Annotated in this window: 22 protein-coding genes and 1 tRNA gene; 16 read left to right on the top strand and 7 right to left on the bottom strand. The window is 68.5% G+C overall.

Annotated features, from left to right (window positions below):
• Position 1: 1 nt before the first annotated feature.
• Positions 2–583 carry a protein disulfide oxidoreductase gene (locus VWP12_RS02335; RefSeq protein ID WP_410474439.1) on the bottom strand — a complete coding sequence of 194 codons (582 nt, stop codon included), beginning with the start codon at positions 581–583 and terminating at the stop codon, positions 2–4.
• A gap of 118 nt (positions 584–701) precedes the next feature.
• Between VWP12_RS02335 and coaBC the strand changes: the two genes are divergently transcribed.
• From coaBC to argB, 3 genes are all read left to right on the top strand, one after another.
• A complete protein-coding gene (coaBC, locus tag VWP12_RS02330; RefSeq protein WP_410474438.1) occupies positions 702–1,934 on the top strand; it encodes a bifunctional phosphopantothenoylcysteine decarboxylase/phosphopantothenate--cysteine ligase CoaBC in 1,233 nt (410 codons plus the stop codon).
• Positions 1,921–2,376, top strand: a complete 456-nt coding sequence (dut, locus tag VWP12_RS02325) for a dUTP diphosphatase (RefSeq protein WP_410474437.1) — start codon at positions 1,921–1,923, stop codon at positions 2,374–2,376. Before coaBC ends, dut begins: the two co-directional genes overlap by 14 nt.
• 97 nt (positions 2,377–2,473) lie before the next feature.
• A complete protein-coding gene (gene argB / locus VWP12_RS02320) occupies positions 2,474–3,361 on the top strand; it encodes an acetylglutamate kinase (RefSeq protein WP_410474436.1) in 888 nt (295 codons plus the stop codon).
• A 41-nt stretch (positions 3,362–3,402) separates the two neighbouring features.
• On the opposite strand, the gene VWP12_RS02315 is transcribed toward argB, so the two are convergent.
• From VWP12_RS02315 to VWP12_RS02300, 4 genes are all read right to left on the bottom strand, one after another.
• A complete protein-coding gene (locus VWP12_RS02315; RefSeq protein WP_410474435.1) occupies positions 3,403–3,984 on the bottom strand; it encodes a DUF4124 domain-containing protein in 582 nt (193 codons plus the stop codon).
• Between the two features lie 198 nt (positions 3,985–4,182).
• Complete coding sequence (locus tag VWP12_RS02310; RefSeq protein WP_410474434.1) at positions 4,183–5,436, bottom strand: MFS transporter; 1,254 nt, start codon at positions 5,434–5,436, stop codon at positions 4,183–4,185.
• A gap of 133 nt (positions 5,437–5,569) precedes the next feature.
• Entirely contained in the window at positions 5,570–6,058 is a 489-nt protein-coding gene (locus VWP12_RS02305) for a rhodanese-like domain-containing protein (protein ID WP_192894148.1), read from the bottom strand.
• A 25-nt stretch (positions 6,059–6,083) separates the two neighbouring features.
• Entirely contained in the window at positions 6,084–6,809 is a 726-nt protein-coding gene (locus VWP12_RS02300; RefSeq protein WP_410474433.1) for an MBL fold metallo-hydrolase, read from the bottom strand.
• A 249-nt stretch (positions 6,810–7,058) separates the two neighbouring features.
• Here VWP12_RS02300 and VWP12_RS02295 point away from each other — a divergent pair, with 249 nt between their 5' ends.
• From VWP12_RS02295 to VWP12_RS02235, 13 genes are all read left to right on the top strand, one after another.
• Positions 7,059–8,168 carry a YeeE/YedE thiosulfate transporter family protein gene (locus tag VWP12_RS02295; protein ID WP_410474432.1) on the top strand — a complete coding sequence of 370 codons (1,110 nt, stop codon included), beginning with the start codon at positions 7,059–7,061 and terminating at the stop codon, positions 8,166–8,168.
• Positions 8,169–8,188: 20 nt separating this feature from the next.
• Entirely contained in the window at positions 8,189–8,890 is a 702-nt protein-coding gene (locus VWP12_RS02290) for an ArsR/SmtB family transcription factor (RefSeq protein ID WP_410474431.1), read from the top strand.
• Positions 8,887–9,849 (top strand): AAA family ATPase, encoded by a 963-nt coding sequence (locus VWP12_RS02285; protein WP_410474430.1) that lies wholly within the window; start codon positions 8,887–8,889, stop codon positions 9,847–9,849. The genes VWP12_RS02290 and VWP12_RS02285 overlap by 4 nt, the downstream gene beginning before the upstream one ends.
• Entirely contained in the window at positions 9,846–10,886 is a 1,041-nt protein-coding gene (locus VWP12_RS02280) for a DUF58 domain-containing protein (protein ID WP_125198224.1), read from the top strand. The genes VWP12_RS02285 and VWP12_RS02280 overlap by 4 nt, the downstream gene beginning before the upstream one ends.
• A complete protein-coding gene (locus tag VWP12_RS02275; RefSeq protein WP_125198223.1) occupies positions 10,883–11,401 on the top strand; it encodes a hypothetical protein in 519 nt (172 codons plus the stop codon). Before VWP12_RS02280 ends, VWP12_RS02275 begins: the two co-directional genes overlap by 4 nt.
• Positions 11,398–12,354: a VWA domain-containing protein gene (locus VWP12_RS02270; RefSeq protein ID WP_125198222.1), complete on the top strand. Its 957-nt coding sequence runs from the start codon at positions 11,398–11,400 to the stop codon at positions 12,352–12,354. Before VWP12_RS02275 ends, VWP12_RS02270 begins: the two co-directional genes overlap by 4 nt.
• 7 nt (positions 12,355–12,361) lie before the next feature.
• Positions 12,362–14,200 (top strand): tetratricopeptide repeat protein, encoded by a 1,839-nt coding sequence (locus tag VWP12_RS02265; protein WP_410474429.1) that lies wholly within the window; start codon positions 12,362–12,364, stop codon positions 14,198–14,200.
• Positions 14,197–15,573 carry a hypothetical protein gene (locus tag VWP12_RS02260; RefSeq protein ID WP_410474428.1) on the top strand — a complete coding sequence of 459 codons (1,377 nt, stop codon included), beginning with the start codon at positions 14,197–14,199 and terminating at the stop codon, positions 15,571–15,573. Before VWP12_RS02265 ends, VWP12_RS02260 begins: the two co-directional genes overlap by 4 nt.
• A gap of 81 nt (positions 15,574–15,654) precedes the next feature.
• A complete protein-coding gene (locus tag VWP12_RS02255) occupies positions 15,655–16,632 on the top strand; it encodes a polyprenyl synthetase family protein (RefSeq protein ID WP_410474427.1) in 978 nt (325 codons plus the stop codon).
• 23 nt (positions 16,633–16,655) lie between these two features.
• Positions 16,656–16,732, top strand: a tRNA-Pro gene (locus tag VWP12_RS02250).
• An 831-nt stretch (positions 16,733–17,563) separates the two neighbouring features.
• Positions 17,564–19,471: an ABC-F family ATP-binding cassette domain-containing protein gene (locus VWP12_RS02245; protein ID WP_410474426.1), complete on the top strand. Its 1,908-nt coding sequence runs from the start codon at positions 17,564–17,566 to the stop codon at positions 19,469–19,471.
• 142 nt (positions 19,472–19,613) lie between these two features.
• Complete coding sequence (locus VWP12_RS02240) at positions 19,614–20,420, top strand: PP2C family protein-serine/threonine phosphatase (protein ID WP_410474425.1); 807 nt, start codon at positions 19,614–19,616, stop codon at positions 20,418–20,420.
• Positions 20,421–20,451: 31 nt separating this feature from the next.
• Positions 20,452–21,471, top strand: coding sequence for a hypothetical protein (locus VWP12_RS02235; protein ID WP_410474424.1), 1,020 nt, complete (start codon positions 20,452–20,454; stop codon positions 21,469–21,471).
• Positions 21,472–21,499: 28 nt separating this feature from the next.
• Here the strand turns inward: VWP12_RS02235 and VWP12_RS02230 are convergent, their stop codons facing one another.
• Both VWP12_RS02230 and VWP12_RS02225 read right to left on the bottom strand, forming a co-directional pair.
• Positions 21,500–23,197, bottom strand: coding sequence for a protein kinase domain-containing protein (locus VWP12_RS02230; protein WP_410474423.1), 1,698 nt, complete (start codon positions 23,195–23,197; stop codon positions 21,500–21,502).
• A gap of 7 nt (positions 23,198–23,204) precedes the next feature.
• Positions 23,205–23,747 (bottom strand): FHA domain-containing protein, encoded by a 543-nt coding sequence (locus VWP12_RS02225; RefSeq protein WP_410474422.1) that lies wholly within the window; start codon positions 23,745–23,747, stop codon positions 23,205–23,207.
• Between the last annotated feature and the right edge of the window lie 167 nt (positions 23,748–23,914).

The raw sequence follows: 23,914 nt of genomic DNA, 5'->3' as shown, positions 1-23,914 counted from the left end.
ATTAGTTGGCGGCGCGGTTCATCCACCACATCCGCAGGCGCACGCCCCAGGGACTGGTCAGGCCGGTGGTCGAATGGGCCACCCGGCCGGTCTGGTCGAAGAACAGGAAGGTGGGGGTGACGTTCACGCCCAGGCCGGCGGCGATTTGCCCGTCGGGGTCGTTGATCACCGGCAGCTTCTCGAGATCGTTTTCCCGCATGTGGGCGCGCACCGTGGCCGCATCGCCCGATTGCATGGCCACGGTGATCACGCGGTGATCGTCGACCAGATCGACCAGCCAGGGCATCTCCAGGTCGCAGTAACCGCACCAGGTAGCCCAGAAGACCACCACGGTGGGCTCGTCCGCCGGCCCGCCCAGGGTCAGTTGCTCGCCATCGATGGTTTCTGCCGCCATGCCGGGGATCTCGCCCTCCGGCAGATCCGGCCCCATCCACGCCTGCACGGCCAGCAGCGCGGCGACGAACACCAGCCCCTCCAGCGTCCAGCGAGCCCAGCGCGGCAGGCGGCGCTTGGGCTTTGATGGCGGGGTGTTTTCGGGATCGTTGCCGGGCTGGTCGGCTTTCTTGTTCGGGTCGTCTGCCATGCGGTGGTCTCAAAGCGATTCGGTGAAAGGTGGCGGATGGTGTCGTCGGCGCATCGCCCTCGCCGTGCCGGTTAGGCGGTATCGGCTGCCTGCCGGTCTTCCCTGATAAACTGCGCCCATGAACGCCCCATCATCCAACCATCGCATCCTCGTCGGCGTGTCCGGCGGCATCGCGGCCTACAAGGCCGTGGTGTTGGTGCGCCGCCTGGTCGAAGCCGGCTGCGAGGTGCGCGTGGTGATGACCGAGGCGGCAACCCGGTTTGTCACGCCGCTCACCTTCCAGGCCGTCAGCGGTCACCCGGTGCGCACCACGCTGCTGGATGCCGAGGCCGAGTCGGGCATGGATCATATCGCGTTGGCCCGCTGGGCCGATGCCGTGGTGATCGCCCCGGCCAGCGCCGACCTGATGGCGCGTCTGGCCGCCGGCATGGCCGACGATCTGCTGACCACCCTTTGTCTCGCCACGGACGCGCCGGTTCACATCGCTCCCGCCATGAACCGGCAGATGTGGGCCCATCCGGCGACGCAGGCCAACCGCGACACGCTGCTGGCGCGCGGCGTGACCCTGCTGGGACCGGCTGCCGGCGCCCAGGCCTGCGGCGAGACCGGCGAGGGGCGGATGCTCGAGCCGGAGGCCATCGCTGGGGCCATCCTCGAGGCCCTGCCGCGCGACGGTGGTCGGGACCTGGCGGGACAACGGGTGGTGGTCACCGCGGCCGGCACCCGCGAGCCGATCGACCCGGTGCGCTTCATCGCCAATCGCTCGTCCGGGCGCATGGGATTTGCCATCGCCGCCGAGGCCGCCCGCCGCGGCGCGGCCGTGACGCTGATCGCCGGCCCCTCGACCCTGCCCACCCCATCGGGCGTGACACGGGTCGACGTCGAGACGGCCGCCGAGATGCAGGCGGCGGTCGAGGCGATCGAGTCGATGGACATCTTCGTCGGCGCCGCCGCGGTGGCCGACTACCGGGTGGCCGCGCCCGCCGACCATAAGCTCAAGAAGGACGGCGAGCCGTTGCGCCTGGAGCTTGTGCCCAACCCGGACATCATCCGTGGCGTGGCGGCGCGTGCCGACCGGCCGTTCGTCATCGGCTTTGCCGCCGAGACCGAGCATGTGCGTGAGCACGCGGTTGCCAAGCGCGCGTCCAAGGGCATGGACCTGATCTGTGCCAACGAGGTCGGGGCGGACAAGGGATTCGACCGGCCGGACAACGCCCTGCTCCTGTTGTGGGACGGCGGCGAGCGGGCACTGGCGCAGGCGGTCAAGGAGCGGCTGGCCGCGCAGTTATTCGATACCTACCACCAGATTCACCACGAGATACGGAAGGAACGACCGCATGCATCGAGTTGAGGTCAAATGGCTCGACCCCCGGCTGGGCAACGAGATCCCGCGCCCGGACTACGCCACCGACGGTTCGGCCGGCCTGGACCTGCGCGCCTGCCTGGACGAGCCGCTGACGCTCAAGCCCGGCCAGACCGAGCTGGTGCCCACCGGCATGGCGATCCACCTCGGCGACCCCGAGCTCGCGGCGATGATCCTGCCGCGCTCGGGGCTGGGCCACAAGCACGGCATCGTGCTCGGCAACCTGGTGGGGCTGATCGACTCGGACTACCAGGGTCAGTTGTTTGTCTCGATGTGGAACCGCGGCAACAGCCCGTTCACCGTCGAGGTAGGCGAGCGCATTGCCCAGCTGGTGGTCGTGCCCGTAGTGCAGGTGGCCTTCGAGGCGGTCGACGAGTTCGGCGAGACCGAGCGTGGCACCGGCGGCTTCGGCCATACCGGCAGGTCCTGAGCTCTTCGGCTCGGGTGACCGCGCTGAGCGGCGCCCGACGGTGTCCAGCCGATTCCGAATGCCCGTTTTCCCTTAATTCGCACACAGAGATTCCGACATGCCCCGATTCGACCCCGCCCTGACCGCCGACGTGCTGATGGAGGCGCTGCCCTACATTCAGCGCCTGTTCGACAAGACCGTGGTGATCAAGTTTGGCGGCAACGCCATGGTCGACGAGGAGCTCAAGGACGCCTTCGCCCGCAACATCGTGCTGTTGAAGCAGGTGGGCGTGAATCCAGTGATCGTCCACGGCGGTGGGCCTCAGATCAACGAGGTGCTGCAGAAACTCGGTAAGCAGGGCGAGTTCATCGAGGGGATGCGCGTGACCGACCGCGAGACCATGGACGTGGTCCAGATGGTTCTCGGCGGACTGGTCAACAAGGACATCGTTGCCCTGATCAATCGCCACGGCGGGCGCGCCGTGGGCCTGACCGGCCGCGATGCCGGGCTGGTCCGTGCGCGCAAGCTCAAGGTGACGCGCAAGAACCCCGAGTTCGACGAGCCGGAGATCATCGACCTGGGTCACGTCGGCGAGGTGGCCTCCATCGACGCGGGCATCCTGCGCACGCTGGATGCCTCGGACGTCATCCCGGTGATCGCGCCGATCGGCGTGGGCGAGGACGGCGAGGCCTACAACATCAACGCCGACGTGGTGGCGAGCAAGGTCGCCCAGGTGCTGGAGGCGGAGAAATTGCTGCTGCTGACCAATATCGCCGGGGTGTTGGACAAGGAGGGCAAGCTCCTGACCGGCCTGACCGCGGGCGATGTGGAGGCCCTGATCGAGGACGGCACCATCTACGGCGGCATGCTGCCGAAGATCAATTTCGCGCTCGATGCCGTGCGTGGCGGGGTCAAGACGGTGCAGATCATCGACGGGCGCGTGCCGCACGCGGTGCTGCTCGAGCTGCTCACCGACCAGGGCGTTGGCACGCTGATTCGGGGTTGATTCCCGCGTGAGTCGCGGCCAGTCGGTGGGGGCGGCCGGGGCTAGCCGTTCGACCTGAGCTCGCGCAGGCGCTTGAGATCGGCCTCGAATTGCTCGGCCATTGCGTCGCGCTCGGCGCGCACCTCGACCACCGCCTGTTTCATCCGTTCGAGATCACGCGCATACGCCGGGTCGTCGTGCCCGTCGTCGATGTTCGCCTGCATCCGCTCGATCGAGCCTTCCATTTGCGCAATGCGGCTGTCCATCCGGTCGAGGCGCTGGTCGCGCGCCTGCTTCAGGTCCGCCTCGTTGCTGTAGAGCGACAGCAGGATGCGGTCTCGCTCGGCCTGTGCCTGTGCCTCGCGCTCCGCGAGTTCCATGGCCTCTTTTGCCGCCGCCTCGCGTGCCTTCTCCTCGGCCGTCTTGCGCGGCGCGACCTCGCGCACGACCGCACCCGTATGCGGGTCGATCACCTGGTAGCCGTTGGTGGCCGCGCCGGAGGGCAGGGTGTCGCTCAACTGCAGATTGCCGTTGCCGTTCACCCAGCGATAGGTGACGTCGGCGGCCTGGACCGCCTGCAAGGCAAGGCCCGAAAGCAGGGTGAGCGCGAGACCGGCCAGAATGGCGCGATGGCGGACCTGCATGCTGATCTCCTTGTGTCCAAGATGGCTACGACCTGCCTGGTCGCAGGGTCAGAAAGTGACAATACGCCCTCCCCGTAGGGACTCCCGACAGGGATTGCGCGTTCACTTGGACACGTGTGCAAGCACGATGCCAGTTGGCCAGAGTGGTGGGCCAGGCTAGAGGGCCTGGCCGGATGCCTGACTCGTCCGGGCCGGACGTCAGTCGTCCTGACCGCGCGGCGCGAGCCCCAGCGCCACCCACAGCCCGGACAGCGCCATGCTCAGCCCGACGAGCCAGAAGCCCGCCTCGATGCCGCCGGTGAGCGTGGCCACCATCCCCAGCGCCAGCGCGCCCACGGCATAGCCGAAGTCGCGCCAGAAGCGGTACACGCCCAGGATGCCGGCGCGCTCGACCGGCTCGCAGTGATCGGCCACCGCCGCCCCCAGGGTCGGGTAGAGCATCGCCATGCCCACGCCGGTCACCGCCAGCGCGAGTCCCCACGCCCATGCCGAGTGGGTCAGGACGATCGCGATGATCCCCGCCCCGCAGAGCCACATGCCCCAGGTGATCAGGCCGCGCCGACCGAGCTTGTCCGAGGTCGGCCCTGTGATCAGCTGGCCGGCGCCCCAGACCACGCCGTAGATGCCCACGAGGAAACCGGTGGTCACCAGATCCGCGCCGCGTGTGACCAAGAGGATGGGCACGAACAGCCAGATGATGGTGTCGGTGAACTTCTCGACCAGGCCGGCCTGGTTGATGGCCAGCAGGCTGCGATTGCCCCAGGTGGCATGCAGGAAGAAGCTCAGCCCGGAGCGGCGTGCCGGGGCGGTGCCGTTGCCGCTGGACTTCTGCTGGGCGTGCGCCCAGGGCAGGGTGTCGCGCGCCATCCAGATGGCCAGGGCCAGGGCCAGGATGATCACAGCCAGGCCGAACCAGAACAGGCCCTCACGCGCGCCGAGATGCTCGGCGGCAATCGCGGCGAGATAGCCCGCCACCGCCACGCCGCCGTAGCCGGCGAACTCGTTGGCGCCGTTGACCAGCCCGCGCTGGTGGGCGTGGGTTAGGTCCAGCTTGCTGTTGAGCGCCATCGACCACGCCAGGCCCTGGTTGATGCCCAGGAACACCGTGGCCAGCAGCACCCAGCCCCAGGAATCGGCGATCAGCAGCAGGAACGGCACGGGGATCGCGAACAGCCAACCGGCCACCAGCACGCGCTTGCGCCCGTACCGGTCAGAAAAGCGCCCGGCCAGCAGGTTGAGGGTGGCCTTGATCACGCCGAAGATCACCACGAAGCTTGCCAACGTGGTGAATGCCCCCGCGGCCAGGCCGAAGTCCGACTCCGAGAGCACCGGCAGCACGGTGCGGGTCATGCCCACCAGCGCGCCGACGAAGAAGACCTGCAGCAGAAACTGGACGAACTGGCCGCGGTTGGCGGCAATGCCGTGAGTGAGATCCCGGTGGGTGATATCCATGGGTTTCCTCTTGTCCCTTGCGGGTGACTGGGTTTCGTATCGTGTTTGTTATACGTCTTGCCGGATGCGATCCGCTCGTATGGGCCGAATCGGGCAAGACGCCCCGCGCCATGGCGGGGCGTGGTGGGACGAGTTACTCGCCCGCTTCCTCGGCCTCTTCCTGGGCCCGGGCGTTCGCCTCGAAGCCACCGGCCTTTTGGAAGCCGGTGAAGCCGTCCTGGAGGATGCGGACGTTGTCCATCCCCGCCAGGCGCAGCATCAGACCGGCCTGCGCCGACAGCGAGCCGGTATTGCAGTACACCAGTACCATCTCGTCGGTCGGCAGCTCGTCGCGGCGCTCGAGGATCTGGCGCCACTCGATGTTGATCGCGCCGGGGATGTGGTCCTCGGCGTACTGACCGGCATCGCGGGTATCGACGATGGTGATGTTCTCCCACTGATCCGCCGGGATCTGCTCCGGACGGATGGTGGCGCCGTGGTATTCCTGGAACATCACATAGCCCTCCATGGCATCGATGAGTTCCTCATTTTCCGCCATGACCGGCGACGTGGCGCCGAGGGTCAGGCTGGAGATCATCGCGCTGGCGACCAGGCCTGATTTGAGTGTCGGTGTGATTTTCATGGTGTGTCGCTGTCCCGGTGTGGCTTTAGTTGCCGGTGTTGAAGGCGTAGAAGGCCTTGATTTCCTCGACCGGCGGCAGCTCGATCGAGGCGATGGTCTCGACGAAATTGCCGCGCTCGCGGATCAGCCCGTTGTTGTGGCGCTTCTCGAAGCCCAGCGTGGACATCGGCTTGCCGCTAATGCCGCCACCGCAGACGCTGCCGGCCTGCGCGCCGGCGAGGATCTCGATGTGATCCGGCAGGCTGAGGATCGGGCCATAAAGCGAGTCGTAGAGCTTTTCCGCCATCTCGCGTTCGCGACCGTGCAGGTCGGGGCGGCCGACGCCGCCGGGAAAGAGCGTGTGACCGGTGATCAGGAACCACGGCTCGTCGGTGCGCGAGTGGTCGGTCACCAGCAGGCAGATGCTGTCGTTGGTGTGCCCCGGGGTGTGCAGCACCTGGGCGCTGACGTTGCCCAGTTCCAGGTGCTCGCCGTGCGCCACGCCGCGGAAGTCGTGCTTCACCGGCGCGGATTCGTGCAGCACGTATTCCGCGCCGGTGCGCTTGGCCAGTTCCGGGCCGCCCGTCTTGTGATCCGCGTGGACGTGGGTGTCGACCACGAACTTGATCTCCACGCCCTTCTCTTCCGCCATCTCGACGAAGCGGTCGACGTCGTCGAGATGCACGTCGACGGCCATGGCCCGGCCCTTGCCGGTGCAGCCGAACAGATAGGCGAGTGAGCTGAATTCACAGGGGTGTTGGATCAGGAACATGGGTTGCCCTCCACTGGTGTGTACGGGCATCATTCAATTACTCAATTGAATTAAAGTCAAGCGGGTTCGTGTTGCTTGACAGAAGAATCAATTGACTGATTGAATCATCGCTGTCTGTGTTGCCGGCTTGCGGTGCCCGCGGTTGAGTGGATGCCTCGCGTCCCGCGCCGGGCTGGCGGTGGATTAATGAACGGCCCGGCCGGGCGGAATGGTTCGGCTCGGCGTGTCAACGAAGAAGAGGGCTCGGGTATGGATCCGGCGATTTCCCAGTACCTGCTGTACGTCCTGGTGCTGTCCGTGGTGTTCGGGGCAGCGGCACAATTCACGCGCTTCTGCCTGCTTGGCGGCATGAGCGCCTACATGGGCGAGCGCGACGGCGGGCGCATGGCGGTCTACCTGGGCGCGATCGGCGTGGCCATCGTGGTGACCGCGCTGGTGCAGTGGTTCGCCGCCGTCGATCTCGACCAGACCCGGCCGCCGTATCGCACCGCCGACTTCGCCTGGGGGCGCTACCTGATCGGCGGCTTGCTGTTCGGCGCGGGCATGGTGCTCGCACGGGGTTGCCCGGTGCGCAGCCTGGTGCGGACCTCGCAGGGCAGCCTGCAGGCGCTGGTCGCCATCGTGGTGATGGCGGTGGCGGCCTATGCGATGACGCGCACCAGCCTGTTCCAGACCGCCTTCCTGCCCTGGGTGGGGGCGTTGAGCGTCGATCTCACGGCCATCGGCATCCCGCACCAGGACCTGGCCGCCTTGGTCGGTGGAGGCGCCATCGTCTACGGTCTGATTGCCGCTGCGCTGGCGGCGCTGTTGCTGGCGGTGAGCTGGCGCTGGCTGCCGCTGGGCGGCAACGGCCTGGCCTGGTTCGGCGTGCTGCTGCTCGGCACGGCGGTCGGGCTGGGGTTCTGGGTCACCGGTGGTGCGCCCGGCCAGGCCGCGGACATGGCCTCGATGATGCAGACGATGCCGCAGGAGGGCCTGGGCACCCAGTCGTTCACCTTCAGCGCGCCGCTGGGTGACGTGGTGTATTTCCTGCAGAATGTCGACAACAGTTCCACGATCACCTTCGGCGTGGTGGCGGTGGTCGGCGTGTTCCTTGGCAGCCTCGTCAGCGCCCTGCTGCGGCGCGATGTGCAGTTCGCTGCCCCGCGGGCGATCGGGGAATGGCTGCGCACGGTGATCGGCGCGGCGATGGTCGGGGTCGGCGCCGTGCTGGCGATGGGCTGCACGGTCGGTCACGGCCTGACCGGCCTGTCCACCCTGGCACTGGGCTCGATGCTGTCGATCGCAGCGATCATGCTGGGCGCATGGATTACGCTTCGTATCCAGCGTCGCCGCGCCGATGCCGGCTGCGCCGGGTGATTATCCCGAGAGAGGACCAGGTGACTACGCAACGATTCAAGCAGGATCTCAACGACCAGTTCGCCCGGCTGGGCAAGGTGCTCTCCAACGGCCGTCGGCTGGAGCTGCTCGAGCACCTGGCGCAGGGCGAGCGCTCGGTCGATGGCCTGTCGCGGGTCGCGGGGCTATCCGTGGCCAACACCTCCCAGCACCTGCAGCGCATGCAGCAGGCGGGGCTGGTGACCGCCCGTCGCGAGGGCAAGCAGGTGATCTATTCCATTGCCGCCGATGACGTGGTCGAACTGCTGGACGTGTTCCGCCGCGTCGGCGAGCGGCACCTGGCCGAGGTGAGGCAGATGGTCGACGCCCACCTGCACCAAAAGGACGCGCTCGAGCCGGTCTCCGCCGAGGAGCTGATCGAGCGCTGTCGCAAGGGGCTGGTCACGCTGATCGACGTGCGCCCGGAAGAGGAATACGAGGCGGGCCACATCCCCGGTGCGATCAACGTCTCGGTCAAGGACCTCGAGCGACGCATGGCTGAGCTCGACCCCGAACGCGAGGTGATCGCCTACTGCCGCGGCCCCTACTGCACCTTTTCCTTCGAGGCGGTCGCCCGCCTGCGCGAGGCCGGGTTCCAAACCCGGAGGCTGGAGTCGGGCTTCCCAGAGTGGAAGCTCGCCGGCCTGCCCACCAGCATTGACGACACCGAAACCGAACCGCGGACAAGCCGAGTCGAGCCATGAGCGAACAGATGCCCATCCAGAATCTTCGCGCCCACCTCGGGCACTACATCGTCGGCCAGACCGAGCTGGTCGACCGGCTCCTGATCGGTCTGCTCACCGGCGGTCACCTGTTGGTCGAGGGCCTGCCGGGCCTGGCCAAGACCACCGCGATCAAGGCGCTGGCCGAGGGTGTGCATGCCAATTTCAAGCGCATCCAGTTCACCCCCGATCTGCTGCCCGCGGATCTGCTGGGCAACGAGGTCTACCACCCCGAGACCCGCGAGTTCACATTCGAGCCCGGCCCGCTGTTCAACGAGATCGTCCTCGCCGACGAGATCAACCGCGCCCCGGCCAAGGTGCAGTCGGCGCTGCTCGAGGCGATGGCCGAGCGCCAGGTCACGGTCGCCGGTCACAGCCGTGATCTGCCCGAGCTGTTCCTGGTCATGGCCACGCAGAACCCGCTCGAGCAGTCGGGCACCTATCCGCTGCCCGAGGCGCAGATGGATCGCTTCATGTTGCACGTGTCGCTCGACTACCCCGAGCGCGAGGACGAATATGACATCCTCAAGCGCACCCTCGACGGCACGCTCGGGAGCAACCCGGTGGGCGAGGCGAAGAACATCACCGTCGATCAGGTGCTGGCCGCGCGCGATTCGGTGCGCCAGGTGCGTTGCGACGAGGCCCTGCAGCACTGGGTGGTCGACGTGGTCGCGGGCACCCGAAAGGTCGGCGAGCTCGATCCGGATCTCGCCGACCAGGTGTTGGTCGGCGCCTCGCCGCGTGGCGCGCTGGCCTGGGTGCAGGCCGCCCGCGCCGCCGCCTACCTGGAGGGGCGTGACTACATCGTCCCCGACGACCTGATCAAGCTGGCGGCCGACGCCCTGCGTCACCGCATCATCCTCGGCCCGCGCGCCATGGTCAGCGGCCTGACCCGCGACGCGGTAATCGATCGCCTGCTCGAGCTGATCCCGGCGCCGTGACCCACACCGTGATTCAGGGACTGATCGGCCGGGCGGCGGCCGCCCTGCGGGGCGCGATCGGCCGTCGGCAGGCCCGCGATCAGGCGCCCGGCCCGCGGGTTGGCGTCGCCCCGTCGACCGAGGAGATCGCTGTTGCCTGGGCGGACGGAGAGCGCCTGCCCGCCTTGGTGCAGGAAAGCTTCCCCACGGCCACCCGTCTCTCCGGTGACCAGCTCGCGCGCCGGTTGGGCGAGGGGCTGGATTTCGAACAACTGCGTGCCTACCAGCCGGGCGAGCCGGCTGCCCGCATCGACTGGCGCATCTCGGCACGGGCCAACGAGCCGGTGGTGCGGGTGCACCGCGAGCCGGCCCAGCGCCAGGCCCACCTGGTGGTCGACTGCGGTGCCGCGATGCGCTTCGGTACCCGTCGGCGGCTCAAGCTCACCCAGGCACTGCTCGCCGCCCATGCCTTCGCCGCCGGTGCGCTACGGCAGAACCTGGCCGTCGAGATCCACGGCATCGGCGAGCAGCTTTGCCCCGGTCACCATGCCGCCGGGCCGGTGACCGGTCAGGGGGCGATCCTGCAGCGCCTCGCCGAGCTGGCCGAGGCGGCCGGCGAGACCTGCGAGGAGGCCCAACCGGTCGACTGGCCGGGTCTGCGCCAACGCCTCTTGCAGCGTCTCCCCGCCGGCTCGGTGGTCATGGTCTTCTCCGATTGCCTGTCCGATAGCGGTCCCGGTCGGGTCATCGACTGGGCACCGCTGGCCGCCGCCCATCACCTGATTTTCGTCTCGGTGGCCGACCGGGTCGAGCTCAATATGCCCGACCTGGGACTGGTCGCGTTCGAAGCGGGCAATCGGGCTCGCTGGCTGGATACCGGCAATCGCCGCTGGCGCGAGGCATTCGCCAGCCGGCAGCACGAACGCCTGGAGGCCTGGCGACAATCGGCCGAGGCACTGGGTGCGGCCTTCCTGGCGTTGCCCGCCGAGGCCGAACCGGCCGAGTGGCTTGCCGAAGCCCCGGTGGCCCTGGCGCGTGCAGCGGGGTCTGCGGCATGAGTGAAGGCTACCGCGATTGGGCGCACCCCAGCGGCGGCCTGCCCGAGCAGGCGCCCGAGGGATTGGTCGATATCTACACCGCTCCCTGGCTGGTGCAACGTGCCGGCGATGCATCGGCGCCTGCCGACGAGGGCTCGTTGGCGTGGCTGATGGTTGTGGCCATCGCGCTACTGTTGCTGGCCGGCTGGTGGCTCTGGCGCCATCGGGGTGATCTGCGTTTGTGGTGGGCCCTGTGGCAGCTGGAGCGCCAGTCGGCGCGCGTCATCGATGCGGCCGGAGAGCGCGCGCTGCAGGATGAGGTGATCCGGGCGATTGGCCGTTGGCAGCACGGCGGCCGGGCCCCGTGGCGCGAGCGGCTGGCCGAGCCGTGGTCCGCCTGGGTGCGTGAGATCGATCACGCCCGCTTCGGTCGGCAGTCGGTACATTCGAGGCCGGCCCCCGACTCCTGGCGGACGGCGGTCGTCGAACGACTGCGCGCGATGCGCCGCGCGCTGTGGCGGAGGCCGACGGCATGATCGGCTTCGATTCGCCCTGGGTCTTGTTGCTGCTGGTCGCCCTGCCGCTGATTTACCCGGCCTGGGCGCGCCGGGTGCGTGATCGCGCACCCTCGCGCCTGTTGCGCCATCCGGCGCTTGGGCGCGATCCGGCCGAGGGTGGCCCCCGTGGCGGGCAGCGCTGGTTGCTGGCCCTGCTGTTGCTCGCGTTGGCCAGCCTGGTCGTGGCGCTGGCCCGCCCGGTCTGGGTGGGCGAGTCGCTGCAGGTCGACGAGCCGGCCCGGTCGATCGTGCTGCTGGTGGACGCCAGTCCCAGCATGTCGACCCGCGATTTTCGCGACGCCGAGGGGCAGCCGGTCTCGCGCATGGGCGTGATGCGCGAGGCACTGGACGCATTCATCGCCGCCCACCCGCAGGATCGCTTTTCCCTGATGGTGGTAACCGACTCGGCCGGCACGCTGGTGCCCGAGACCGACGATCACGGCGCGCTGCGTTTCTGGATCGAGCAGCTCGAACCGGGTCTCGACGGCAGCGCCACCGCGCTGGGCGACGGCCTGGCCGTGGCGATGGAATCGATCGCCGAGCGCCGCGAGCGTGGCGAGGCGCCACCGCAGTTGCTGGTCTGGACTGATGGGGTCAATACCGGCGGCGAGATGAGCCCGGCCGAGGCCCTGACCCTGGCGCGCGCCGAGAACATCGAGCTGTTCACCATCAATCTCGCCCCCGGCGGTGCCGGCCCGGCAAGCGGTGACCCGACCCTTGAGGATCTGGCACGACTGTCCGGTGGCGAGGCGATTGCCGCCGGTGATCGCGAGGCCCTGCTGTCGGTTACCGACGTCATCGAGCGGCACGAGCCGAAGGCGGAGGCCCAGGACACCCGCCGGGAGCGTCATTCCCTGCTGGGCTGGTTCCTGGCACTGGGGCTTGCCGTGCTGCTCGTCGCCCAGTTCCTGAAAGTCCGGTTGACGGCCTGAGGTGCGAATGGACGGTTCCCGCTACAGCCTGATCGACCTCTGGCAGCTGTTGCTCGGTGCCGAGACCTGGCCCGTGCTGGCCCGGCCGGAGGCGCTATGGTTGCTCGTCTTGCCGCTCGCGTTGGCGTTGTGGCGTCAACAGCGGCGCGCTCGGCTGGATGCCTACGCCGACCCGGAACTGCACGACTGGGCCTTTGCCGGCACGACCAGTGGCGGGCGTCGTCGCAAGGGGGGTGCCTTGGCCGCCCGTCTGTTGTGGGTGCTGTTCTGGCTGTTTGCCGTCCTGGCACTGGCCGACCCGCGCGTGGCGCAGGATCGCGAATCGCAGGAAGAGGTCCGGGCCCCGCTGCTGTTCGTGGTCGACGGCACCGCCGCCATGACCGGCCGGGATGTCGAACCCAACCGCATCGACCGCGCGGTCATGCTGATCGAGTTGCTGGCCGAGTCGCAGTCGGGGCGGCCCATGGGCCTGTTGCGCTCGGTGGATACCGCCGGCGTGATGCTGCCGCCGGGACCGGATGCCAACCTGCTTGAGTTCTACGCCGGTCATCTGCCCGGCCTGGTGGATGATCGCCTGGTCGCGCGCCCGGATCGAGCCTTCTCCCTGGCCGCCGAGATGCAGGCACTGGAGGGCGGGGCGGTGATCTGGCTGACCTCGGCCGACGGCCGACAGTTCGGCGGCGAGCTCGGCAGCCGCGTTCTGGCGGGCGCCGAGGACCTGGCCGAGCGTGGCATTCCGCTGTTCGCCCTGAGCATGGCGCGCGAGCGCACGCCCTTGTTCAAGGATGGCCAGCCGCGGCGCAATGACGACAACGAGGTGATCGTTTCCGAGCCTGCCTTCGAGCGCGTCACCGAACTGGCCGAGCTTGCCGGCGGCGAGGCGCGGCGGACCGGCGTGTTGCAGGACGACGTCGCCTTCCTGCGCGAACGTATCGACGCCCTGCCCGCGCCTGCCCGTTCGGCCGAGACCGTCGACGGCTATCGCTCGGTGGCGGTGCTGGCCCTGTGGGTGGCGATGGTCGCGTTGATCATCCACCTGGTGCTCGAGTGGGGCGCGACGCCCGGGCGGGGGCGTGGCTGGCGGTTTGGGCTGGTAGTGCTGTTCGCCGTGTTCACCCCGGTGGTGTTCACGATCGCCGGGGCCTCCCCGCTGATCGACGAGTCGGAGCGCGAGACCCATCTCGAACAGGCTTGGCAGGCATTCGAGGCCGGCGAGTTTGCTCGTGCGCAGAGCGAGTTCGATCGCGTGGCGGGATTCAACGCCCGTCTGGGCAGCGGGATGGCGGCGTTTCGTCGCGCCGACTACCCGCACGCCGTCGAGCGCCTGCAGGCGGCGTCCTGGTTGGCCGACACCGATCAGCAACGGTTGCTGGCGCTGTTCAATCTGGGCAATGCCCTGACGCTCGCCCGTCGTTATGGCGGGGCGGTGGATGCCTTCGATGCCGCGCTGAGGATTGATCCGGAGCATGACGATGCCCGTACCAACCGGGATCTGGTCGAGGCGTTGCGCGGCGGGGCCCAGGAGGAGTCCCTCGAGCCAACGCCGGAATTCCAGGGTTACGAATCGCAGCTGCGCCGCGAGATCGTCGAGGACGACGGTGCGGAAATGGCCGAGGAGATGCTTGAAGCGGAGGGCAGCGGCCAGGGCGGCGCGGTGGCCGAGCAGACGCCGGATGAGGGCGAGGCCTTCGCGCTCGACGAGGGCCTGCTCGGTGGCGCGCGCAAAAAGCTCGAGCGCATCGAGGATCGCCCTGTCCCGCCGATCGACGGCCTGCTCCGCCAGCAGCCCTACAAGTCGGTGGTCCGTCAGGGACTGGCCGGTGACGAGACGGAGGCAGGGCAATGAGCGCAATGCGAATCGCACGCCGGTTCTCGGCGCCATTGCTGGCGGCCCTGCTCGCCGTGGGCGGAACGCTACCGGCTATCGCGGACATCCCGCGACCGGATCGCGATCGGGACCGTGACGGCTTTGCCGAACAGGCGGAACTGGGGCCGATCGACCCGCTCCCGGCGATAACCGAGCGGGTCAGCCAGGACGGCGCGGGGCGTGCGCCGCGCGGGGTGATCGTCGAGACCGAGGTGGCCGCGATCGATCCGGTGCAGCGCCAGACTTTCCTGGTCACGCAGACCATCCTCGACCCGGCCCGGCAGTTGCGTGGCGTGGAGGTGCATCGCCCGGAGGGTCAGGGTATCGACACGCAGGTGCTGGCGGCGACGCAGGACACCGTCGAGATCGACGGGCGGCGCGTGGTCCGGCGTCACTACCGCTGGGCCGTGCAGGCGCTGCGTGGCGGCGAGGTGACGCTCGAATTCCAGCGTATCGATTTCGATGTGGTCGGCACGGCCCAGAGTGAATTTGCCTGGGTGCCGGTCGCCCGGCGCCTAGCGGTCGAGCCGTTGCCTGCCCACCTGCCCGAATACCTGCCGGTTACCCCGGCGTTGGAACTGCGGGAGATGCAGGTCGGTGAGCTGGTCGCCGGCGAACCGGGTGAATGGCGTTTCGTGGTGGTCGGCGAGGGCCTGTCGGAAAAGGCGCTCGAGCAACTGCTACGGGCACAGCTGATCGCCCCGACGGGCCTGCGCATCGACGAGCCGACGATTCGCCCGGCCCCCGACCAGGCGCGGGCGGAATCGATGGGGCCGCTGGCCGACGCCTGGGAAGTGCGGTTCTCGATCCTGCCGGCGGTGACGGGCGGGGGCGATGGTGCCCGCGAGGCTCGCCTGCCGGCAGTAGAGCTGCCCTACATCGACCCGACGGCCGACAAGCCGGGATCGGGTATCGATTACGCTCGCAGCGAGGCCCAAATGGTCCGTTGGCAGGCCGAGCCGGCCGAGCAGCGGCTCGACGCCATCCGTGCCGCCTTGCCCTGGGTGTTCGCTGGTCTGGTCGGCCTGGTGCTGCTGGGGCTGATCGCTCGGGTGGGATGGCGTTGGTGGAGTGCCCGCCGCGACTGGCGCCGCGCCCAGCAGGAATTGCGCTCGGCCGCGGATCCGCAGGCCCTGCGTGAGCGATTAGTTCGCGTGCTGGCCGCCTTGCCGCAGCCGATGGTGAGCTCGGTGCGCTCGGCGTTTCTGGCGCGCGGGGCACCAACGGAGTGGCTGGAGGCGCGTTCGACCCTTGAGCGCCTGCGCTTTGCCGGTGACGAAGCCGACGAGGAGGCATTCCGGGCCTCGCGCGAGACCTTGGCCCGATCCCTGCCTGCTGGGTGGTTCCGGTAGTCGGCTACCGGGCCTTGGTGTAAGGTTGGCGGCGGCCCGTCGGGCATCCCCAACTACCGAGCGAACAGCGAGACGATGAGCATGCAGTTGAACGAGATCCGCGCATTGATGGCCGATGACATGCAGGCCGTCGACCGCGTGATCATGCATCGGCTCGGCTCGGACGTCGCCCTGATCAACCAGCTCGGCAGCTACATCGTCCACTCCGGCGGCAAACGTTTTCGGCCGTTGCTGCATATGCTTGCCAGTCGGGCGTTGCGCGGCGAGGGGGCGGATCTGCCGGGTTCGGCGCAGATGGCCGCCGTGGTGGAGTTCATCCATACCGCGACCCTGCTGCACGACGACGTGGTCGACGAGTCCACGCTGCGGCGTGGCCGCGACACGGCCAATGCCCGGTTCGGCAATGCCGCCTCGGTGCTCACCGGCGATTTTCTCTACTCGCGCGCCTTCCAGATAATGGTCGAGGTCGAGCGGCCGCGCGTGATGGCGATCCTTGCCGATGCCACCAACCGCATTGCCGAGGGCGAGGTGATGCAGCTGATGAACATCGGCGATGCCGGCGTTTCCGAAGCACGCTACATGGACGTGATCGGCCGCAAGACGGCCACCCTGTTCGAGGCCGCCTGCCGTCTCGCTGCCGTGCTCGACGACCGCGACGAGGCCACCGAGCGCGCGCTGGGCGACTACGGCTATCGGCTGGGCGTGGCCTTCCAGTTGATCGACGATGTACTCGACTACCGCGGCGACGAGGCGCAGACCGGTAAACACGTCGGTGACGATCTCGCCGAGGGCAAGCCCACCTTGCCCCTGATTATCGCCATGGCGCGGGCGGACGCGGCCAGCGCCGAGTTGGTGCGCGAGGCGATCGAGTCGCAGTCGGCCGCTCGGATCGACGAGGTGCTCGAAGTAGTTGAACGGACCGACGCACTCTCGTATACTTCGGCGCTCGCTGAACGCGAGGCCGAAGCGGCCAAGCAGGCACTGGGGGTTCTGCCCGACAGTGACCATTCCCGAGCGATGGCCGCCCTGGCGGACATCAGCGTTCAGCGCGACCACTGACGTTTCAGGCGTCGACGGTCTTTCGGAGTGTAGCTCAGCCTGGTAGAGCACTACGTTCGGGACGTAGGGGTCGTAGGTTCGAATCCTGCCACTCCGACCAAATTCCCCGGCCGGGGCCCCGTTTGGGGTCCCGGCCTTTTTGGTTTTGGGCACGAAGTTTTGTTGGTCGGGTCGATGACTTGATCTACCGAGACGAATCGGAGGGATATTCCCCTTTGTGTCTTGCCTCGCGAGCGTCGGGCGGCCGGGGCGAAGCGACAGGGACGTCGCTTCGAGGTTCGCCGCGACAGGAAGTCGCGTCGAACCGGACCCGAATAGCCGCTCGACGCTTGCGAGGCCGGGAGCCTCCTTGTGAGGCTTCCGGGTCCGCAGGACCAAGACACAGGGTGCCCTTCTTTTCGCCCCTTTTCTTGGGCAAGCAAGAAAAGGGGCTCGCACGCCCGGCACCGGGTGGTGAGTCAGTTGGCAAGCCCTGCCAGGCGTGCGAAAACGACCCACGGTGACCTGATCGTGAGGTTGCGGCGTCGAATAGGCGGTTAGCCAGGTTTCGCGCGCCTTGTTAGATGGGTGCTTTGAGCGTGACCGCGTTGGTAGCGCGCGAGTCGATTTTCTTGCTTGTCCAAGAAAACCGACGAAAAGAAGACACCCCGGTGCCTTGGCCCTGCGGGCCTGATCGCCGCGGATTCCATCCGCGACGATCAGCCTCGCGAACGAGGGATTGCGGACGGGTCGGTTCGACGCGACATCCTGTCGCGGCGAACCTCTGGCCGGCGTCCATGCCGGCCAGACCCTGCAACCCCTCGCTCGCGAGGCAAGGCACAAGGGGTAATCCGCCTCCGTTGTCATGCCGGGGCGCTTGAGGGGTTGCCCCTTGCCTCGCTCATTTGCGACGCCGCCAACTTTTACGGCGTCGAACCCGATTGGAGACCACATGATCCAGTTGAAGTCCGTCTCCCTTCGTCGCGGCACGCAGTTGCTGCTCGAGGATGCCGATCTCACCTTGCTGCCGGGCCAGCGCATGGGCCTGGTGGGCAAGAATGGCACCGGCAAGTCCAGCCTGCTGGCGATGTTCGAGGGCGAGATCGCCCCGGATTCCGGGGACATCGAGTGGGCCGGGGGGCAACGCATGGCTACCGTGGAGCAGGAAACCCCGGCCCTGGAGGCCTCGGCGGTCGACTACGTCCTCGATGGTGATCGCGACTACGCCCGTCTGAATGCCGCGCTGCTCGAGGCCGAGGCCGAGAACGACGGCATGCGGATGGCGGAGATCTACCCCGAGTTCGAGGCGATCGGCGGGTTCACCGCCCGGGCGCGCGCCGCCCGCCTGCTCGACGGGCTGGGCTTCGCCCCCGCGGCGATCGACAACCCGGTCTCGAGTTTCTCCGGTGGCTGGCGCATGCGGCTGAACCTGGCGCGTGCCCTGATCGCGCCCTCCGACATCCTGCTGCTCGACGAGCCGACCAACCACCTCGACCTCGACGCGGTGTTCTGGCTGGCCGACTGGCTGGTCAACTACCCCGGCACCCTGATCGTGGTCTCGCACGACCGCGACTTTCTCGATCACGTCTGCACGCACATCGCGCATATCGAGAAGCAGAAGCTCAATCTCTACACCGGGCACTACAGTGACTTCGAGGCGATGCGTGCCGAGCGTCTGGCGCAGGATGCCGCGCTGGCCGACAAGATCAGCAAGGAGCGCGAACGCCTGCAGGGCTTCATCGACCGCTTCCGCGCCAAGGCGACCAAGGCGCGCGCCGCGCAGAGTCGGGTCAAGGCCCTCGAGCGGCTGCCAACCATCGCGGCGAGTCACGCCGACCGCGACGATTTCTCCTTCTACTTCCCGACGCCCAAGCGCGCCCCGGACCCGATGGTAACCCTCGAGGACGTCTCCATCGGCTACGACGGCACGCCGCTGATCGAGGATGTGTCCTTGCAGATCCGCGCCGGCGATCGCATCGGCGTGCTGGGCGCGAACGGCGCGGGCAAGACCACCCTGATCCGGGTGATCGCCGACGGCGGGCCGACCTGGCTGTCGGGTGACCGCTTCGTCGCCCCGGGCGTGCAGGTGGGCTATTACACCCAGCACCAGCTCGATCAGCTCGATCCGCGCGACACCCCGCTGATCGCACTCGAGCGGGTCGCCGGCAAGACGGGCTCCACCCAGAAGCTGCGCGATTTTCTCGGCCGGTTCGGCTTCGTCGGCGACCGCATCTTCGAGCCGATCGAGCCGTTCTCCGGCGGCGAGAAGGCGCGCCTGGCGCTGGCACTGCTGGTCTGGAAGGCGCCCAACCTGCTGATCCTCGACGAGCCGACCAACCACCTGGATCTCGCCATGCGCGAGGCGCTGGCCGAGGCATTGCAGACCTTCGAGGGGGCGATCCTGGTGGTCTCGCACGACAAGAGCCTGATCGAGCTGGTCTGCGACCGTTTCTGGTGGGTGCGTGACGGTGCCGCCCTGCCGTTCGATGGCGACCTGGACGACTACCGCGAGGCGGTCACCGAGCGACGACGCGCCCACAATCGAGAGCAGGCGGCCGACAAGCCGAAGGGGAAGGCCAACAAGAAGGCGCCGGCCGACCCGTCCAGCTTGGGCAAGCCGCGCGACAAGGCCTCTCGGGCGAAGGCCAAGGAGCAGAAAAAACGCCTCGATCGCCTCGAGGCCGAGGTCGAGCGCCTGGGCAACCAGGTGGCCGAGATCGACGCGGCCCTGGCCGATCCGGCGTTGTACGACGGTCAACACGAGGCCGACGTCACGCGCCTTCAGGCCGAACGCGGCGAAATCGCCGCACGGCTCGAGACGGCCGAAACCACATGGCTCGAGGCGCAGGACGAGGGCTGACTGGTCGAGTGCTGCGCGTTTTCCGGGTCGTCGAAGGCGGGGCTATACTGCCCCGGTGATCGGTTGAGGTGATGTCGATCGCGGCCGGTGGTGGATTGCCGGCTGGACACACGGGACAGGCGAACCAGGAGTGCTCGCAGGCATGAACAGGGACGGTGAGTTCGACATTCGCGAGGCCCCGGGCATGGTCGGGGGGCGCGCGCCGGGCGGCCGGCCCTCGCAGCAGGACGACCTGATCTGCCTGCACGACGCGCGCGAGTCGACTTCGCTGATGGTGCTGGCCGACGGCATGGGCGGTGATGGCGCCGGCGAGCTCGCCTCGGGCGGTGTCATCCACGCCGCCCGCGAGTTGTGGGACGAGCGGGCCTGGCGCGACCAGCCCGGCGCGCTGTTCCTCGAAACCCTCTGCCAGGCGGCGCACGACGAGATCCGTCGGCGCAACGCCTGGGTGGCGGCCGAACCGCATTCCACCATCGTCGCGCTCTTGCTGCGTGACGGGCAGGCCTATTGGGCCCATGTCGGTGACAGCCGCCTTTACCATTTCCGTGGTCGGCGCTGCCTGAGCGTTACCCGAGACCACAGCCTGGCCCGGCTCAAGCTCGATCGCGGCGAGATCCGCGAGGCCGACCTGGCCCATGACCCCGACCAGCACGTGCTGCTACGGGGGCTGGGTGGCAGCGAACCGCCCGAGGTCGAGCATGGCTATGCCGTCGTGCGACCCGGTGACGGCTTCGCGCTGTGCAGTGACGGCATCTGGGAGACCCTGAGTCGCGCGGAACTGGCCGGCCTGCTGCGTGCGCCCGACCTGTTCGACGCCCTGCACGAAGGACTCGCCCTCGGGGCCGAGCGCGGTGGTGAGGCGGGGGACAACCTCGGTTTGATCCTCGCGCGCTCCGATCGCCCCGCTTCCTGGCTGGGCCGGCTGGCGGGGCGGCTGTCGATCACCTGAATCCATTTTCTTGAATCACGGCAACCGAACCATGATGACTTTCGGTGGACGCTCCCATTTCCCCATCCGACTCGTCGCCCTCTTGGCGGGGGCGGCCATGCTGGGCGGCTGTGCCCAGCTCAGCGAGCTCGATGCCCGCCTGCAGGGGCTGGCCGGCGGTGGCGGCAAGGCGGCTGAGTCCCGGCCGGTCGAGGAATCGACCGTCGCCCCGCCGGCCGACCGCCGTTCGCTGGACGCGATCCTCGAGGACCTCCAGCGCGGTGGCTACCCACGTGGCCGTCGGGATCTCGCCCGGTACCTGGAACGACACCCCGACGACATGGTGGCCCGGGCCGTCATGCGTCAGCTGACCGCCGATCCCGAGGAGGTGCTCGGTCGCCAGTCGCACGAGTACACGGTGCGCCCGGGCGATTCCTACAGCGCGCTGGCCGCCCGCCACCTCGGCGATGCCGGGTTGTTCCTGATCCTCGCCCGCTACAACGACTCCGAAAACCCCTCCGACCTGCGTGTCGGCGAGAGCCTGCGCCTGCCGGGGCAGCCGCGCTCAAGCGATGCCGGGCCGACCGCATTGGCGGACGAGGGTCAGCCGGCGCGTCGGCAGCTCGAGCGTGCCCCCATTCCCTCGCGGCAGACGGCCGCGGCACTGGCCTTGCCGGACGCGCCGCTGCCGTCGTTCCAGTCCGCTGCCGCCGATCGCGATGCTGCGTCGTCGGGATCATCGTCGAACGAGATTGGAACACGCGCCGAACAGCTGCAGAAGGAGGCGATGTCCCTGCTGGCCGACGACCGGCCCGAGGCGGCGCTCAAGCGGTTCGAGGCCGCGCTGGCCGAGGACGAGGGTATCGAGCCGGCAGCCACCCGGGCGCCCGCGTTGCGCGAACGGCTGGTGGACGAGTACCACGAGCGGGCGATCCTGCGCTACCGCAACCAGGATCTGGACGAGGCGATTGCCCTGTGGGATCGCGTGCTGGCGATCGATCCGACCTTCGAGCCCGCCCGCACCTACCGGGCGCGTGCCCGCGAGCTGCAGCGTCGCGTCGACCAGTTGTAACCCAAGCGGGTGACGGTGGGGCGCTGAGCTATCGCGGTGGCTCGGTCGGCTCGTCGCCTGAGGCATCACCCGGCTCGATCACGCGCGTCGGGTCGGTGTCGGTGGGCGGTGTCGGCCGGTCGTTCGACGGGGTGGCCTCGCGGCGCGAGAGCGATTCACTCATCAGGTTGAAGGCCGTGAACAGGCGGCCGAATTCGTCGCGCCGTACCAGTCGAATGCGATGAGCGGTCTCGCCGCGGGCAACGCGCATCAGCGCGTCGCGCAGCACGTCGAGCGGGGCGAGCAGCCGGCGGAACAGCCACCAGGCCGCGCCCAGCACCACCACGAGGGTCGCCAGCAGCGCCGTGATCATCGCCATCAACGTCGTCCGGTTCGCCGCGGCCAACGGCTCGCTCTCGACCCCGAGGCGCAAGGTGCCGATCGGGTGCGACTGGTAGCGGATGGGTACGTCGAACAGCAGCAGGGGCTCGTCCGTGTCCGTCGCCGGCAGTGTGCCGTGATGACTGACGATGCCGTCGTCGAGGTCGCGTCGTCGGGTCTCGGGCAGGGCCGGCAGCAGCGCGCCAACCTCGTCGTTGCGGGCGCTGGCGATCACCTGACGCTCGCGGTTGGCGACGGCGAGATAGCGGATCTGGTCATTGCGCCGCATGTCCTCGACCAGGGCGCGCACGGCGACCTCGTCGTTGAGCAGCAGGTCCTCGGCGGTTTCATGTGCGATGGTGCGCCCCAGTGAGGCGCCGAAGTCCAGGGCCAGCCCGGTCAGCGCCTGATCCTGCTTGACGTAGACCGAGGTCAGGCCGGTCAGCAGGGTGACGGTGAGGATGGTGCCGAGGATCGCCGCCCAGCGCACCCGCATCGGCAGGATCCGCGTGGCGATCGGGTCGGCCCGCAGGCGCTCGAGCTCGCGCCGGGCGTGCCGCAGGTCATCGATCACCTCGTGGGCGTGCTGGTAGCGCTGGTTGGCGTCGGACTGCAGCAGGCTGCGGGTAATCTCCAACAGCACCTCGGGTGTGGCCGGCTCGCGCGGGAGCAGGGACGGCTGGGGCTTGTCGTGGCGTTCGGCCATCAGTCGGTCGATCTCCGACTCCTGCCACGGCTTGTTCCCGGTCAGCAGCCAGAACAGCAACACGCCCAGTGAAAACAGGTCGCTGCGCCCGTCGGTCGCCGCACCACGCAATTGTTCGGGTGACATGTAGGCGGGGGTGCCGGCGACCATGCCGTCATGGTGCTCGTCGCCCTCGGGCAGGCGCGCCACGCCGAAATCGTTGACCTTGGCGTGGGTCCAGCCCTCGACCAGGATGATGTTGTCGGGCTTGATGTCCTGGTGGATCACGCCGTGACGGTGGGCGAATTCCAGGGCGGCGGCGATCTGTCCGACCAGGTCGATGACGACCGGTATCGGGGGAAAACCCTCGCGGGCGACGCGATCGGCCAGGGTCTCGCCGTGCAGCCGTTCCATCGCGATGTAGGGCTGGCCGTCGGCCTCGCCGACGTCGTAGATGGTGACGATGTTGGGGTGGTTTAGCGTGCCGGCGGCGCGGGCCTCGGTGAGAAAGCGGCGCCGGTAGGCATCGTCGCGGGCCACCTCGTCGCGCAGGCACTTGATCGCCAGGTGGCGGTTGATGCTGGGGTCGAAGCCGGCATAAATGATCGACATCGCCCCCTCGCCGAGAACCCCCTCGATGCGGTAGCGGCCAATCGTCTTCGGCGTCTCGCGGACTGTCACGACCGGTTCAGTTCCAGATCAGGTAGAAGGCCAGCCCCATGGCCGCGAGCAGCAGCGCGCCCACCAGCCAGTGACGCGGCCCGACCCTGCCGTCGCCGGCCTCGCGGGTGAGAAACACGAACTCTGCCTGGCCGAGCCGCACGCGATCGCCGTGCTTGAGGGTGGCCTCGTGCACCCGCTGGTCGTTGACGAAGGTGCCGTTGGTGGACAGCATGTTCATGACCACGTGGTGGCCCTGCTGGTTGAGGATCCACGCGTGCGAGGAGGAGACGCTGGGTTCGTCGAGGACGATGTCGTTGTCCTCGCGACGCCCGATGGTCTGCCGACCGGCCCGCAGGGTGAATCGTCGCCCCTCGATGCCGCCGCTGACCCCTTCGAGGATCGGCTCGGCGACCGAGGCGCGCTCGTTGCCCTGCGGTTCGGCGGCCTCGGCCTGTCGGCGCATCTCGTCGGCCTGGAAAAGCATGGTGCCCTGCGGGCCGGCCGAGCGGCTCGGGCGGTGATGGGTATGGGGGGTGGAGCGGGCATCCTGCGCGTCGCGGCCTTCCATGTCGTCTCCTCGCGATGTGACGGTAGCTGGGCCCATCATCATAGCCCAGAGCGCCGCGGTTACCAGAGGTGCCCGGCCCGTGAACCAACCCGCCGGATCACGGTCCACCTCCGGTCAGTCACATTGTCACAATCCGGTAGCTTGGCGGCGTCAGGATGCCGCTATCG

This window comes from Guyparkeria sp. TX1, assembly GCF_046523965.1.
Taxonomy (GTDB): domain Bacteria; phylum Pseudomonadota; class Gammaproteobacteria; order Halothiobacillales; family Halothiobacillaceae; genus Guyparkeria.
Note: the sequence above shows the minus strand (reverse complement) of the source record. Positions and strands in the feature narration are given on the sequence as shown.

Excerpts from the sequence above, each read along its gene's own strand:
- VWP12_RS02240 (WP_410474425.1), top strand. The coding sequence starts at position 19,614 with ATGAACAGGGACGGTGAGTTCGACATTCGCGAGGCCCCGGGCATGGTC.
- VWP12_RS02285 (WP_410474430.1), top strand. The coding sequence starts at position 8,887 with ATGAGCGAACAGATGCCCATCCAGAATCTTCGCGCCCACCTCGGGCAC.
- VWP12_RS02255 (WP_410474427.1), top strand. The coding sequence starts at position 15,655 with ATGCAGTTGAACGAGATCCGCGCATTGATGGCCGATGACATGCAGGCC.
- VWP12_RS02315 (WP_410474435.1), bottom strand. The coding sequence starts at position 3,984 with ATGCAGGTCCGCCATCGCGCCATTCTGGCCGGTCTCGCGCTCACCCTG.
- VWP12_RS02335 (WP_410474439.1), bottom strand. The coding sequence starts at position 583 with ATGGCAGACGACCCGAACAAGAAAGCCGACCAGCCCGGCAACGATCCC.
- VWP12_RS02235 (WP_410474424.1), top strand. The coding sequence starts at position 20,452 with ATGATGACTTTCGGTGGACGCTCCCATTTCCCCATCCGACTCGTCGCC.
- coaBC (WP_410474438.1), top strand. The coding sequence starts at position 702 with ATGAACGCCCCATCATCCAACCATCGCATCCTCGTCGGCGTGTCCGGC.
- VWP12_RS02310 (WP_410474434.1), bottom strand. The coding sequence starts at position 5,436 with ATGGATATCACCCACCGGGATCTCACTCACGGCATTGCCGCCAACCGC.
- argB (WP_410474436.1), top strand. The coding sequence starts at position 2,474 with ATGCCCCGATTCGACCCCGCCCTGACCGCCGACGTGCTGATGGAGGCG.
- VWP12_RS02305 (WP_192894148.1), bottom strand. The coding sequence starts at position 6,058 with ATGAAAATCACACCGACACTCAAATCAGGCCTGGTCGCCAGCGCGATG.
- VWP12_RS02265 (WP_410474429.1), top strand. The coding sequence starts at position 12,362 with ATGGACGGTTCCCGCTACAGCCTGATCGACCTCTGGCAGCTGTTGCTC.
- VWP12_RS02300 (WP_410474433.1), bottom strand. The coding sequence starts at position 6,809 with ATGTTCCTGATCCAACACCCCTGTGAATTCAGCTCACTCGCCTATCTG.
- dut (WP_410474437.1), top strand. The coding sequence starts at position 1,921 with ATGCATCGAGTTGAGGTCAAATGGCTCGACCCCCGGCTGGGCAACGAG.
- VWP12_RS02275 (WP_125198223.1), top strand. The coding sequence starts at position 10,883 with ATGAGTGAAGGCTACCGCGATTGGGCGCACCCCAGCGGCGGCCTGCCC.
- VWP12_RS02270 (WP_125198222.1), top strand. The coding sequence starts at position 11,398 with ATGATCGGCTTCGATTCGCCCTGGGTCTTGTTGCTGCTGGTCGCCCTG.
- VWP12_RS02245 (WP_410474426.1), top strand. The coding sequence starts at position 17,564 with ATGATCCAGTTGAAGTCCGTCTCCCTTCGTCGCGGCACGCAGTTGCTG.
- VWP12_RS02225 (WP_410474422.1), bottom strand. The coding sequence starts at position 23,747 with ATGGAAGGCCGCGACGCGCAGGATGCCCGCTCCACCCCCCATACCCAT.
- VWP12_RS02260 (WP_410474428.1), top strand. The coding sequence starts at position 14,197 with ATGAGCGCAATGCGAATCGCACGCCGGTTCTCGGCGCCATTGCTGGCG.
- VWP12_RS02295 (WP_410474432.1), top strand. The coding sequence starts at position 7,059 with ATGGATCCGGCGATTTCCCAGTACCTGCTGTACGTCCTGGTGCTGTCC.